At 66.1% G+C, this 13,032-nt stretch carries 15 protein-coding genes; 1 reads left to right on the plus strand and 14 read right to left on the minus strand.

Going from position 1 to position 13,032, the window contains the following annotated elements:
- The first annotated feature begins 313 nt into the window (after positions 1–313).
- Complete coding sequence (locus AC5592_RS15225) at positions 314–940, plus strand: TetR/AcrR family transcriptional regulator (RefSeq protein ID WP_269750191.1); 627 nt, start codon at positions 314–316, stop codon at positions 938–940.
- A 16-nt stretch (positions 941–956) separates the two neighbouring features.
- Here AC5592_RS15225 and AC5592_RS15230 read toward each other — a convergent pair whose 3' ends face one another.
- The 14 genes from AC5592_RS15230 to AC5592_RS15295 form a co-directional block, all read right to left on the minus strand.
- Positions 957–1,817 carry an enoyl-CoA hydratase-related protein gene (locus AC5592_RS15230; RefSeq protein WP_063064567.1) on the minus strand — a complete coding sequence of 287 codons (861 nt, stop codon included), beginning with the start codon at positions 1,815–1,817 and terminating at the stop codon, positions 957–959.
- 44 nt (positions 1,818–1,861) lie between these two features.
- Complete coding sequence (locus AC5592_RS15235; RefSeq protein WP_063064568.1) at positions 1,862–2,314, minus strand: MaoC family dehydratase; 453 nt, start codon at positions 2,312–2,314, stop codon at positions 1,862–1,864.
- Between the two features lie 19 nt (positions 2,315–2,333).
- The gene (fabG, locus tag AC5592_RS15240; RefSeq protein ID WP_063064569.1) at positions 2,334–3,095 is read right to left on the minus strand and encodes a 3-oxoacyl-ACP reductase FabG; all 762 of its coding nucleotides are present in this window, start codon (positions 3,093–3,095) and stop codon (positions 2,334–2,336) included.
- A 63-nt stretch (positions 3,096–3,158) separates the two neighbouring features.
- A complete protein-coding gene (locus tag AC5592_RS15245) occupies positions 3,159–3,296 on the minus strand; it encodes a hypothetical protein (protein ID WP_157121883.1) in 138 nt (45 codons plus the stop codon).
- Positions 3,297–3,302: 6 nt separating this feature from the next.
- Complete coding sequence (locus AC5592_RS15250) at positions 3,303–4,805, minus strand: class I adenylate-forming enzyme family protein (RefSeq protein ID WP_063064570.1); 1,503 nt, start codon at positions 4,803–4,805, stop codon at positions 3,303–3,305.
- Between the two features lie 33 nt (positions 4,806–4,838).
- A complete protein-coding gene (locus AC5592_RS15255) occupies positions 4,839–5,255 on the minus strand; it encodes a MaoC/PaaZ C-terminal domain-containing protein (RefSeq protein ID WP_063064571.1) in 417 nt (138 codons plus the stop codon).
- Positions 5,252–5,698 (minus strand): hypothetical protein, encoded by a 447-nt coding sequence (locus AC5592_RS15260; RefSeq protein ID WP_063064572.1) that lies wholly within the window; start codon positions 5,696–5,698, stop codon positions 5,252–5,254. The genes AC5592_RS15255 and AC5592_RS15260 overlap by 4 nt, the downstream gene beginning before the upstream one ends.
- Positions 5,699–5,711: 13 nt before the next feature.
- Positions 5,712–6,869, minus strand: a complete 1,158-nt coding sequence (locus AC5592_RS15265; protein WP_198163850.1) for an acyl-CoA dehydrogenase family protein — start codon at positions 6,867–6,869, stop codon at positions 5,712–5,714.
- A 267-nt stretch (positions 6,870–7,136) separates the two neighbouring features.
- Positions 7,137–7,898, minus strand: coding sequence for an SDR family NAD(P)-dependent oxidoreductase (locus AC5592_RS15270; protein WP_063064574.1), 762 nt, complete (start codon positions 7,896–7,898; stop codon positions 7,137–7,139).
- On the minus strand, positions 7,898–9,025 hold the full coding sequence (locus tag AC5592_RS15275) for an acyl-CoA dehydrogenase family protein (RefSeq protein ID WP_063064575.1): 1,128 nt from the start codon (positions 9,023–9,025) through the stop codon (positions 7,898–7,900). Before AC5592_RS15275 ends, AC5592_RS15270 begins: the two co-directional genes overlap by 1 nt.
- Positions 9,022–10,215, minus strand: coding sequence for an acyl-CoA dehydrogenase family protein (locus tag AC5592_RS15280; protein WP_063064653.1), 1,194 nt, complete (start codon positions 10,213–10,215; stop codon positions 9,022–9,024). The genes AC5592_RS15275 and AC5592_RS15280 overlap by 4 nt, the downstream gene beginning before the upstream one ends.
- A gap of 28 nt (positions 10,216–10,243) precedes the next feature.
- Entirely contained in the window at positions 10,244–10,696 is a 453-nt protein-coding gene (locus AC5592_RS15285; RefSeq protein WP_063064576.1) for a Zn-ribbon domain-containing OB-fold protein, read from the minus strand.
- Entirely contained in the window at positions 10,693–11,871 is a 1,179-nt protein-coding gene (locus AC5592_RS15290; RefSeq protein ID WP_063064577.1) for a thiolase family protein, read from the minus strand. Before AC5592_RS15290 ends, AC5592_RS15285 begins: the two co-directional genes overlap by 4 nt.
- The gene (locus AC5592_RS15295; RefSeq protein ID WP_063064578.1) at positions 11,868–12,998 is read right to left on the minus strand and encodes a beta-ketoacyl-[acyl-carrier-protein] synthase family protein; all 1,131 of its coding nucleotides are present in this window, start codon (positions 12,996–12,998) and stop codon (positions 11,868–11,870) included. The genes AC5592_RS15290 and AC5592_RS15295 overlap by 4 nt, the downstream gene beginning before the upstream one ends.
- Between the last annotated feature and the right edge of the window lie 34 nt (positions 12,999–13,032).

Here is a 13,032-nt window from a genome sequence, read left to right on the forward strand (position 1 = left end):
GCCGTCGTTCTCCCGCTCGCTCACAAGCGACGTGGTGACGACGATTCGAGGTTCTTGCGGTCGCGACCCTTACGGCCACCATCGCTGGATGTGACGCTAAACCAGAATTAGACAGAGTGTCAAGACATTGTGTAAAGACAGTCAGTTTAGACAGAGTGTCCACGACCGTTCAGGTGCGCAGAGCCGATCCGGATCTATGCCGCCCTGCGTCTGGACATCACGTCCGTAGCCTGTGTCTAGGCTGGCCTGGACACCCTCGGCGATCGAGAATCGAAGATGCCGCACACAGCGATTGGAGCCACCGATGCCACCGATGACTCGCAGTTCACAGCCACGGCGACAAGAAAGGCGAGTCGCCCTCGAGGGTCGGCTGCTCGATGCGGCCGAGACCTTGATGGGCGAGCAGAACCTGACGTTCGCCGAACTGAGCGTCGATCGGCTGGCTGGCGCCGCCGGTATCTCCCGAGCGACGTTCTACCTGTACTTCGAGGACAAGGGCGAACTGCTGCGCCGCCTGGCGCAACATGCGCTCACCGAGATATCCGAAGCAGCAAAGACCTGGTGGCAGGCTGCCGAGCGGAGTGATCCCGATGATCTGCACCAGGCAATGAAGAACGTCCTCGCGACCTATCGGAACCGCCGCCTGATCCTGTCCGCGGTCGTCGAGGAATCCGCCTACGACCAGGGCATCGCCGAAGTCTTCAACGAATTGATCGATGGCGTTCGCGGCACCACCCGCAAGATCATCGAGCGCGGGCAGGCCAGCGGCCGCATCCGTCCCATGCCCACCGACGAGATCGCTGACGCCCTGACCTGGATGGTCGAACGCGTCTGCTACCAGATGGTCCGCAACACCGCCCCGGAGCACGATGACACGCTGGCCGCCGCCCTCACCCAAATCATCTGGAGCAGCCTCTATCTCGCCGATCCGACCCAGTGAACCGACTTCGAACAGGTCAGCCCCCTTGCCGTGGCCATTCCGGGATCATCGCGGGGAGATCGGCAGCGGGATCGAGTCGGAACGCGGGCTTCCGCCGTTCCAAGAACGCGGCCACGCCCTCGGCGAAATCCTTGGAGCCGATGAGCGTCCCGAGCACCTGCGATTCCAGCCGGTGCGCGATCCACGGACCGCCCTGCTCGGACATCGCCCACATCATCCGTTTGGCCGCGGCGAAAGCCACCGGAGCCACGTTCTCGGATATCTCGGCGGCGAGCGCGGTCGCCGTATCGAGCAGGGCGTCATCGGGGCATACCTGGGAGACCAGTCCGCCCGCGAGCGCTTCCGCCGCTCCGAACGTCCGCCCCGTCGTGATCCACTCCATCGCCCGTGACATGCCGACGAGCCGCGGCAGGAACCAGGTCGACGCGGCTTCGGGAACCAGACTGCGCCGAGTGAAGACGAATCCGAAACGCGCACTCTCGGAGGCGATTCGGATATCCATGGGCAGGGTCAGCGTCGAACCGATCCCGATCGCGGGGCCGTTGATCGCGCCGATCACCGGCTTCTTCATGGCCGCGATACGAAGGGACGCGTAGCCTCCGCCGTCGCGCGCGGTGCCGTCCTCGAAGACCGGAACGGTGTTTCGGGTCTGGTCGAATTCCCCCGCGTCGGGATCGAGGTCGGCGCCCGCGCAGAACGCACGCCCTCGCCCCGTCACGATCACGGCCCGCACCGAGTCGTCAGCGTCCGCCAGATCGCACGCGGCGACGATCTCACGCGCCATCTGGTACGTGTACGCGTTGAGTCTGTCGGGTCGCTGCAAGGTGATCGTTGCCGCTCCGCGTGCGACGGCATAGTCGATTTCGGTGAAATGCATGGCTGGTACCTCCTTTTCGTGCCGTGCTGGATCAGCCGGGTAGCTCAATCCACCAGTAGCAGCAGCCATTCGGCCACACAGGCCGGTTTGGCACCGCCGTCGATCTCGACGGTCACGGTGACTGTCATCTGCGTTCCCGCCGGAGTCGGAGCGACCCCGCCGAGTTCGGCACCGGCGCGGATCCGATCACCCACCCTCACCGCCGAAGGGAATCGGACCTTGTTGCAGCCATAGTTGATTCCCATCTTCAGTCCTTCGACGCGCCAGATCGGCGCGGTGAGCGAGGACACCAGCGACAGCGTCAGGAATCCGTGCGCGATCGGGGCGCCGAACGGCCCCACGGCCGCCGCCTCCGGGTCGACGTGGATCCATTGGTGGTCGCCGGTCGCATCCGCGAAGAGATTCACCCGCTGCTGGGTGACGGTCAGCCAGTCGCCGTAGCCCAGATGGGTGCCGACCGCGGATCCAAGATCGGCGACTCCGTTGAACATCATCATCTTTCGTCCTCCTGACAGATCAGTCGGTCGGGCCGCCGGCGACGTACAGGACCTGGCCGGAGATGTAACCCGCCCCTTCCCCCGCGAGGAAGGTGACCGCGTTCGCGATGTCCTCGGGCTTGCCTGCCCGGCCGACGGGGATCTGCTTCACCACCGCGTCACGGAAATCCTCGAACGACAGTCCCATGCGCGCGGCAGTCGCCGCGGTCATCTCGGTCTCGATGAAACCCGGCGCGATCGCGTTGACGGTGACGCCGAACTTGCCCAGCTCGATCGCGAGCGTCTTGGTGAAGCCCTGCAGACCGGCCTTCGCCGCGGAGTAGTTGGCTTGGCCGCGATTGCCGAGCGCCGAGGTGCTGGACAGATTGATGATCCGCCCCCACTTGGCGCTCGTCATGGCGGACTGCACGGCTCGGCTCATCAGGAACGAGCCCCGCAGATGGACGTTCATCACCGCGTCCCAGTCGTCCGCGGTCATCTTGAAAAGCATGTTGTCGCGGATGATTCCGGCATTGTTCACCAGTACGGTGGGTGCGCCGAGGTCGGCGGCGACGCGCTGCACCGCAGCGGCGACGTCGTCCTCATCGGAGACGTCAGCGGCGACCGCGAGCGCGCGGCCACCCGTCGCCGCGATCTCCTCGACGACCGTCTTGCATGCCGCCTCGTCGAGGTCGAGAACCGCGACGGCGAATCCCTCTGCAGCCAGAACCCTCGCGGTGGCCGCGCCGATGCCACGCGCGGCTCCGGTGACGATGGCGGTCCGGGCACTGGCGGTACTCATCTTCTTTGCTCCTGAACTCATTCGATTGCTCCTGAAGTTGGCTGGTGGGCCATTTGATTCGGGTCAGGCTCGCCAGATGTTCTCGCCGAGTTGTGTCGCCTGCGCGTCGAGTAGATCCGGAGAGCGCGCGCACAGTGTGAGGTCCCAGCCGTCGGCAGCCAGACGCTCGGCGATCAGGGCGACGCCCGGTCCGCGCCACATCCGTCGTCACGCTCGGTCCGGGAAGTACCGGCGCAGTTCGGCTTTGAGCACCTTGCCGCTCGGATTCCGCGGCAGGGAATCGATGAACACGATCCGCCGCGGGCGACGGAAGCCGGCTATGCGCGGGCGCGCCCAGTCGATCAGGGCGGCCTCACCGAGCTGTGCCCCTTGGCGGAGGGCCACGATCGCCGCGACGGCTTCACCCCAGGTATGGTCGGGGACACCGATGACGGCAACCTCGGCAATCTGGGGATGGGTCACCAGAACCCGCTCCACTTCGGCCGGGTAGACGTTCTCGCCGCCGGTGATGATCATGTCCTTGAGCCGGTCGGTGATGAACAGGTACCCCGAGTCATCGAAATGGCCGACATCGCCGGTGCGCAGCCAGCCGTCCGGGGTTCGTAGCTGTGCCGTTGCTTCCGGGCGCCGCCAATAACCTGTGCTGCATTGCCCGGAACGCACCCAGATCTCACCGTCACTGCCGTTGGGCAGCCGCGACTCGGTGTGGGGATCACGGATTTCGACCTCCACCCACGGGTAGGGTTTGCCGACCGAGGCCAGCAGGTCGCCGCGGTGATCCTCGGGCTCCAGTTGCACGATGGCACCGCAGGTTTCGGTCAGCCCGAACACCTGGATCAACGGCGCGTCGAAGGACTCCTGGACACGACGCAGGAGTGGCATCGATATCGGTGCGGCTCCGTAGACGATGGATCGCAAGGCCGGGAGGTCCACCTTCCCGGTGCCGCGAACGTCGACCATCATCTGCAGCATCGCCGGTGCGACAAGTACATTCGTGATCTTCGACCGTCCGATATCCGCGACCAAGGCCGCAGCATCGAATTCGGGGGCGAGGATACACTGCGCCCCACGGAACAGTGCGACGAACGCCCACGCCGAACCACCCATGTGGAACAGCGGCATCACCACGGACACAACAGATTCCGAGTCGACGCGCCAGTATCGAGCCGCGTGGAACAACTGGGCCAGGTTGCCATTGGTAATGGTGACGGCCTTCGGAAGACCGGTGGTGCCCGATGTGTAGAACTGGATGAAGACGTCGTCCGGTTTCGAAACGATCCCCGAGTCCACCGGGTCCTCGGCATCACGCCATGCCTCGTAGCCCGCACCGATGGTCAACCCGGTCGCCCCGGGTGGTACGGCATCGGCGAACTCCCTGTCGGTCACGACAAAGCGCGCCTCGGCGTCCGAGATCAATTGGGCGAGATCCGCAGCGGTCAATCGCCAGTTCAACGGGGCCGGCACCGCCCCGATCTTCGCGCATCCGAACAGCACTTCGAAGAACTCCGGCCAGTTGCGACCGAGGTACGCGACGCGCTGTCCACGGGTGACGCCCGACCGCAACAGCGCTCGGCCCACCCGACCGGCCCGAACGTCCAGCTCGGCGAACGTCAGCACCGAGTCCCCGCAACGCAACGCGACGCCGCACGGACGAGTGCGGGCAAACCCCCGAATGATCTGAACGGGGTCGAAGTCGCCAGGTGCGGTCATGGCGGATTCCCTTCTACGCCTTGCATTTTCGTCTCACCCCAGGGCGACGGTGGCACTGCCGACAATGGCGCGCCGGCCATCCACAGCGGCCCACACATCGCAGTCGACCAACAAGTCGGCCCCGTCCGGAGTCACCGCGGTCACCTCGCCTCCGACGAGGACGTCGTCGCCGGCGAAGACGTTGGCCCGGAAGGAGCAGTCGATCCGACGCAGGGCGTCGCGTGCGCCGGCCCATTCGGTGAGCAGATCCAGCACGTAGGCCATGGTCGCGCCGCCCTGATTGACTTCGCGGTCGCCCAGTCCGGCACGCGCCACCGCGTCGAGGTCGAAGTGAATCGGATTCGAATCGCGCAGGACGAGCGCGACGATCTTGATGTGGTCCGGGCTCACCGCGGTGATCCGGCGTTCGGGCAGTCGGGTTCCGACCCGCATCTCGCGCACGAAAGTCACTGCGCACCTCCACGTTTGAACAGGTAGACGCTGGTCACGGCACCGACGCGAGTCCCCGATCCGTCGCGGATCTCCAGGCGCACGTCCAGGTTGTCGAGCCGGGATCCGTCGCGCGAGGTGCGCGTGCCGGTCGCGGCGATGCATGCCTGCGCGCTGTAGCGCGCACCGACGCTCAGCAGCGCCTGCTGCTCGATCTCACACCTGCCGAACAAGAGGGTGTCGTCCTCGGACTTGCCCGCCAGCTCGCACAGCTCGTTCACGGTGAGACCCGAGCAACGCAAGGAGATCACCACGAACCACATCGGATGGGCGATGCCGGGCTCTGCCCGCGGTGCGCGCACGGCGTGCTCCAGGATCGCGTTCTCGTGCGGTTCGATGACCAGGGCGCCACCGGGCAGTCGCGTTCCCTCGAGTTCGCGCAACTCGTCGAGAGTCATTGTCATGTCCCGCAACTCCTCAGTACGACCTCGGCAGGCCGAGGCCGTGCTGCGCGATGTGATTGAGGACCATTTGCGTCGACACCGGCGCGACCTGCTGCAGCCGCACGATGCCCCACAAGTCCGCCAGACCGTACTCGTGGGCCATGCCGTTGCCGCCGTGCATTTGGATGGCGACGTCGAGAGCTTTGTAGCCTGCCCGGGAGGCGAGAAATTTGGCCATGTTCGCCGTCTCGCCCGCCGGAAGCCCGGTATCGAACTCGGCTGCGGCACGCCAGATCATCGAGGCAGCCCCGGCAAGTTCGATGGCGGCCTCGGTGAGGGGGTGTTGGACGCCTTGGTACGTGCCGACCGGGACACCCCAGACATTGCGTTCCTTGACGTAGCGGACCGCCTTGTCGATCGCGTACCGCCCCACCCCGAGACAGATGACGGCGCTGAGCACTCGCTCCGGATTCAGACCGTCGAACAATGCGGAGAGACCGTTGTCGACCTCGCCGACAACGGCTTCGGCGGGCAGCCGGACATCGTCGAAGAACAGCGTGAACTGCCGCTCGGGAGCACCGAGTGCGGTGGGGATGAGCTGGCGGTTCAGGCCGGGAACGGCGGGATCGTCGACGATGAAAAGGGTGAGCCGGCCGCGTCCGGTGTGCTCGTCGGTGCCGGTGCGCGCCACCAGCAGGAAATGGGCGCAGTGGTCGATTCCGGAGATGTAGTACTTGGTGCCGCGCACGATCCAGTCATCGCCGTCGCGCTTGGCCCACGTAGCGACATTGTGCGAGTTGGAACCGGCATCCGGTTCGGTCAGAGCGAAGACGAACTTCTCTGCACCACTGGCGATTCCGGGCAAGTAGCGGCGCTTCTGCTGCTCGGTGCCGTGCCGTGCCAGCACGCTGCCCGCGATGCCCTGGGACAGCACCAGGGCCAGTTCCGGGCAGCCGCCCGCGGACAGTTCTTCCAGCACGATGGCGAGCTCGGTGAGCCCGGCACCGCTGCCGCCGTATTCCTCGGGGATGCTGACCCCCAGATATCCGCCACGACCCAATTGCTCCCACAACTCGGTCATGGGTTCCCCGGCTGCCGCCTGGGACCGGTAGTACTCATGACCGAACCGGCCGACAATTCCCGCGACGGCGGCCCGCAGCTCCTTTTCCTCATTGCTCGGCCACAAGGGCAGGCAGAGGCTGTGGATGGACATCGTGTGTCTTTATTCCTTCCAGATCCAAGGCCGACTGCTGATCAATGGTCGGCAGGCTTCGCTCAGTGATGCGACAACAGCTGCTCACAGGCGGTATCCGAGATTGAAATCATCCTGAACCACTACTGACATTTAGTCAAGAGTGCAGCGGACTGACTCATTTGATTCGAAGGAAGAGGCATATGAGCAAGACGAACTGGGCTGTGCCAGCCATATATTGACTTCATGTCAGCCAAGCTCGCGCACTCAGAAGATCGTGTAGCCGCCGTCGACAACGACCTCGTTGCCGGTGTGGAAGGTCAGCGCCGGGTCCGCGAGAAAGGCCGCGACCTCATAGAACTCCTCCGGATCGGCCCAACGGCGTGCCGGTGTGCGCGCCATGGTCGCCCGCATGAACCGTTCGTCCGCCTGCAAATCAGTGTTCATCGCGGTTCGGGTCCAGCCCGGAATCAAGATATTGCACCGAACCCGGTGGCGAGCCAGTTCCACCGCCATCGTGCGGGCGAGCCCGATGAGACCGGTCTTACTGGTCGCGTAGGCGGCCTGCCCTGCTCCCCCATAGCGACTGATCGTCGATGAGACGACGATGATCGAGCCGCCGCCCCCCTGGGCAACGAACCGGCGCGCGGCGGCACGGCCGCACAGGAAGCCTCCGTCGAGATTGGTGCGCAACACCCGATGCCAGGTGTCGAGCGACATCTCGGTGATCGGTGCAGCCTCGGCGATACCCGCGTTCGCCACGAAGCAGTCGAGCGGCCCCAGCTCTGAGACAGTGCGGCCCATCGCGGCATCCACGGACCGTTCATCCGCGATATCGCACTGCACCGCAATCGCTTTCACACCGAGTGCCTGAACTTCCTCGACCACCGACGCACTCCGGTCGGCATTGCGCGCCCACACCGCGATATCGGCGCCCGCGCGAGCCAGCCCCACCGCCAGAGCGTGCCCGATACCGCTGTTGCCCCCGGTGACGACGGCCGTGCGCCCAGCCAGCTTGCCCGCGCTCATCAGCGTGCCTCGGCATCGGGCAATGCGATGTCCACCAGTTCGGCGAGAGCCGCACGATGGCGCTCGGGTGTGCCCAGCGCGATCGCGCTGCTCTTGGCACGTTTGAGATAGAGATGGGCCGGATGCTCCCAGGTGAACCCGATTCCGCCGTGGAACTGCACACATTCCTCGGCGATCTGCTGAGAAACGGTAGAACAGTGCGCCTTGGCCAGTGCTGCCGCGACGGGCAGGTCCGGTGAATGGGTCGCAGCGCATTCCGCCGCGTACCGCGCTACCGCCCGCGCTTGGGTCAACAGCACCCACAGCTCCGCCAGCCGATGCTTGATCGCCTGGTAGGAGCCGATCACACGGCCGAACTGCCGGCGGATCCGCAGATACTCGATGGCCATTTCGAAGCAGCGCTCGGCCAGTCCCAATTGCTCCGAGGCCAGCAGTACGGCACCGATCCGCAGTGCCGCGCCGACTGCCGCGGGGATGTGCTCGCCTGACGCGAGGGGTTCGGCCTCGACACCGTCGAAGACGAGGTCCACCAGGGGGCGAGTCATATCGAGCGCCACCACCTCGGTGCGACGCAGTCCGGCCGCGGCGGCCGCGACCCGGTAGACGGCATCGCCCGCGGGGACCAGAAGGATATCGGCTGCCGCCGCATCGGCGACCGAAGCCACTGTGCCGTAAAGCCTTCCGCCCCGGACCTGTACCGCGTCGAAGGAGTCACCCGCGGCGGTGCTGAACGGGAGTGCCACCGCCGCCGTGGTCGCTCCGCCCGCCACCGCACCGAGTAGATCGGTCCGGCCGAGCTCGAGCAGCAGAGCCACCGATATACCGGCGGACCCGAGAAAGGGAACGGCGGCAACTGTCCGCCCGAGTTCCTCTGCCACGATCGCCGCCTCACGCCAACTCGCTCCCGCGCCACCGGCGGTCTCCGGCACAGCCAATGCGGCACAACCGATGTCGATCGCCAGCGCGCTCCAGAGCTCCAGATCGGTCGTCGTGTCGCTTTCGGTTCGGGCGAGCACCGCATCCCAGGGGCTGCGCTTGCCGAGCAGCGCCCGCACGCTAGCCCGCAAATCCTCCTCGACCTCCGAATAGAGCAGGTCACCGGTCGCCGGGGTCGTGATGTCGGTCATCGGGGCAGGTCCTTCCAGGGAATGTCCTTGTCCGCCCGGGCCTCGGCAGGCAGTCCGAGCACTCGCTCGGCGATGATGTTGCGCATGATGTCTGAGGTGCCGCCCTCGATCGAGTTGCCCTTGGCGCGCAGGAACCGCCACCCGGGCGACTCCTCGGCCCAGTCGGCGACGATGACGGGTCGCCGCGCGGTGTAGTCGGAGTACCGAAGCCCCTCCGCACCAAGGAGTTCCAGCTCGAACGAGGAGATCTGCTGGTTCAATCGCGCGTGGCTGAGTTTCGCCCCGGATCCCTCGGGACCCGGCAGCCCGGCCGCCTGTTGCTGACGTAGGCGCTCCGCGGTGAGCCGAGCCGCTTCGGACTCGACCCAGAACCGCACGACCTGGTCGTGGAGGCCCGCCCGCCGGAGTTCGGGTCGGTCGCGCCAGGTCTGCACCAGCGTGCCGATGGTGCCGCTCTCGCGCGGAATCGTGCCCGCGCCGATCGCGACCCGCTCGTTCGCCAGGGTGTGACCGGCGACCGTCCAGCCCTGGCCGATCTCACCGAGCAACTGACCGCCGGCGATGCGAACGTTGTCGAGATAGACCTCGTTGAACTCGCTTTCGCCGGTGATCTGCCGCAACGGCCGGACATCGACGCCGGGGGCGTGCATATCGCAGACGAAATAGGACAGTCCCCGATGCTTCGGCTGTGCGACGTCGGTGCGCACCAGCAGAATCGCCCAGTCCGCCTGGTGCGCGAGCGAGGTCCAGACCTTCTGTCCGTTGACGACCCAGCCATCACCGTCACGGACCGCGCCCGTCGCCACATTGGCCAGGTCGGAGCCCGCGCCGGGCTCGCTGAACAGCTGGCACCAGAGGTCTTCACCGGTCCACAGCGGGCGAAGCCAACGTTGTTGCTGCTCCGGCGTTCCGAAGCGCAGCAGGGTCGGCGCGGCCATATTGAGACCGATGAAGTTCAGCTCCGGCCGGTTGTCCGGCGCACCGGCGTCCGCGAGGAGAACGTTTACAACGGATTGCAACGCCGGATCCAGACCGAGCCCGCCGACGCCTTGCGGATAGTGCACCCAGGCGAGCCCGGCGTCGAAACGGGCTCGAAGGAATTCCTGCCGGTCGGTGGTGGCAGGGTCGTGCTCGCGTAGAAATTCGCGTACATAGGCTGCGAGTTCCTGCGCGTCGAGAGCGCTCTCGATGCTCACGAGTCCTCTTTTCAGAAGCTGTTCAGATCGGCGTGAAATGCGAGATGTCGAGGATCTGGCCGGTGCGGTGCCCCGCCCATACGGCCCGCACCCGCGTACCGGGAGGTAGTTGTCCGCGAACGGTATTCGGGTCGGAGAGATCGACCCCCCGCACGTAATGCATGAGCATCGTGCTCGCGCCCTCGAGCCGGATGGCCGCGATGGCGTACGGCGGGGTGGGGCCGCCGCGAAAGCTCTGCCAGGCCACTGTGAATGCTTCGACGATCCCTTCGGCCGGCAGCTCGAGCCACTCGTCGGTGCGAACGAAACAGGACTCGCAGTATGCCTGCGGTGGAACGAATACCCGCGAGCAGTCCGGACACCGGTTGGCCAGGATTTTCTGCTCGATGAGGCCCGCCATGAAACGGCCCCAGGTCGCACCCAGATGAATGTCGTAGTTCAGGTCCCAGTGGACCCGCTGCGTCGTGATGTTCACGGGCGCTCCTGTCTTTCGAGGATGGCGAGGTTCTCGAACTGGAAGAAGGTGCCGCCGGTGCCGTGCGCGAGACCGCGCCGGGCGCCGGCCACCTGCATCTCCCCCGGCGCGTCACCCATCAGTTGCAGGGCGACGTACACGTACGGGGCCAGCTCACCGGCGACTCCGGCATTGGTGCACAGTGGGCCGCCGGACAGGTTCGTCGGCAGGTCACCGTCGCATCCCGTTGCGCCGGAGCGAATCAGGTCGATTCCACCGCCCGGCGGGGCGAACCCGAGGGCCTCCAGCTGCATCGGCTGCATGGGCGCGTACGGCGAGAACAGTTCGACGACGTCGATCTCCTCGCGAGGGTTTCGAATATCGGCGATCCGATAGACCTTCCGGGCCAGGATCGAAAGGTTTTCCATGGCGGCGAAATCGTTCTTCCCGCCACCGAGATACGGGTCGCTGGACGTGGCCATCGCGCGGATGACGATCGGTGTCGGACGCAGCTCGGCAGCGTTCCGCTCGGAGGTGACGAGCAGAGCGTTGGCCGAGGTGGACACCGGGCAGACCATCGCCATCGTCATCGGGTAGGACAGCGGTTTCGCCGCCACCACATCCTCGACACTGAGGAGATTGCGCAAGTGCGCGTAGGGATTACGTGACGCGTGCTCGTGCGCCTGCACCACGCTCACCGCGAAATCCTCGACGGTCGCGCCGAAGCGCTGCTGGTACGCGCTCGGATAGAACGCTCCCATGTGATAGGCGCCCATGCCGAGCGGCTGTTCGACGATCATCGGCGAATTGGTGTTGATGGCCGACTGCAGATCCTCGGCGCCGTAGAAGGTGGGACCGCCGACACAGAGCACGCGGCGGCGGTCACCGGACCGCACCTGCCGTGCGGCAAGCTGCATCAGGTTGCCGCCCGTGGTGCCGCCGGTGTTGATGATCGACACCGGCAAGTCGGCGCCGAGACCGAGTCTGCGCACGAGATGTTTGGCGCCGAGCACGGTGCCCTCGAAGCCGTCGATATTGCCGATCACTATGCCGTCCAGTGAATTCGGCGCGGCCCCCGCGTGATCGAGAGCGGCCCATACCGCTTCCTGCACCAGCTCGAGCGATGAGCTTTCCTGCTTGCGCGGTGAGGTGGCACGGGTGATGCCCACCCCCGCGATCACGGCCCGCGTGCTCATCGAACCTCTTCCAGGACAAGGACTGTCGCGGTGTCCGCGACCGGTCCGGTCAGCAGGTCGGTGGAGTGCGAGACGACGCGCCCGCCGTGTTCTTCCAGCCACGACACCGCTTCCAGCAAACGGAGTGCGCCATTGGCCACGCCGGGGTAGGCGCTGAATGCCCCACCGGAGGGGGACAACTCGACACCGGTCTTACTCATGCCGAGCGCGTTGACGATCGGCGTGAGCAGGGCGGGGGTCGCCGCAGTGAGCTCCACCGCCTGAACTTGATCACCGGGAGCCGTCAACCCTGCCCGGTCGTAGGCTTCCTGCCCGGCGCGACGCGTGGTCGCCGCCGGATCTTCGAGCCATTGGCCGCCGGCTGTGGTGTCGCCGGTCGCCTGTCCCCAACCGGTGAGTACGGCACGCGGGTGCCGGGCCCGTCGCGCCCTGCCCAGCGATCCCAGCACCACCGCGATAGCGCCGGTACATTCGGCCGGCAGCATGAGTTCGCGCAGCACGCCGTTGACCGGCGCGGAAGCCAGGACTTCAGCGCCGCAGACCGGCGACGGACGGACCGTCCGGGCGCGTCCGGCGCCTCGGGTGATCGCCGCCGCGGCGATCGCGGCGAGCTGCTCCTCGGTGATCCGCCCGGAGTCGAGCAGGTAGCCGGCGTGCAGGCCGAACATCGTTTCCGCAGTCAAACCGATCGGCCGGTCGAAGTGTGGCTCGAAACCGAGATTGGAAATCTGCTGGAGAAACTGCCGACGATCCGGCGCCGATACCTCGGGGTTGTACACGCCGACTGCCAGAGCCAGGTCGGCATCGCCCGCGGCGATGCTCTGCGCGGCGGCGACGATCGCCTGTCCGGCGTCACCCTCGATGCGGTACGACTGCGCCAGATAGCCGCCGCTCGCGGCATTGGTCAAACCACTGGAAATGCTGCGACCGTCGTAGACGTCCAGCGACGCGGTCACCGAGAGGCCGAGCTCGTGTTTGCGAATTCCCGCTTCCCGCAACGCATTCGATACAGCCTCGAAGACCAGTTCATCGAGAACGGCGTCGCTTTCGGTGACGAGTGGCGTCGCCGCGATCCCCAGCACCGGGATCGGATCCCGAGCGGCAGCGGAGGGATTGAGTCCGCTCACGTCGCCTCCCCGAGCCGATGAACACGGATTGTCA

This window comes from Nocardia violaceofusca NBRC 14427 (assembly GCF_963869435.1).
Lineage (GTDB): Bacteria > Actinomycetota > Actinomycetes > Mycobacteriales > Mycobacteriaceae > Nocardia > Nocardia aobensis.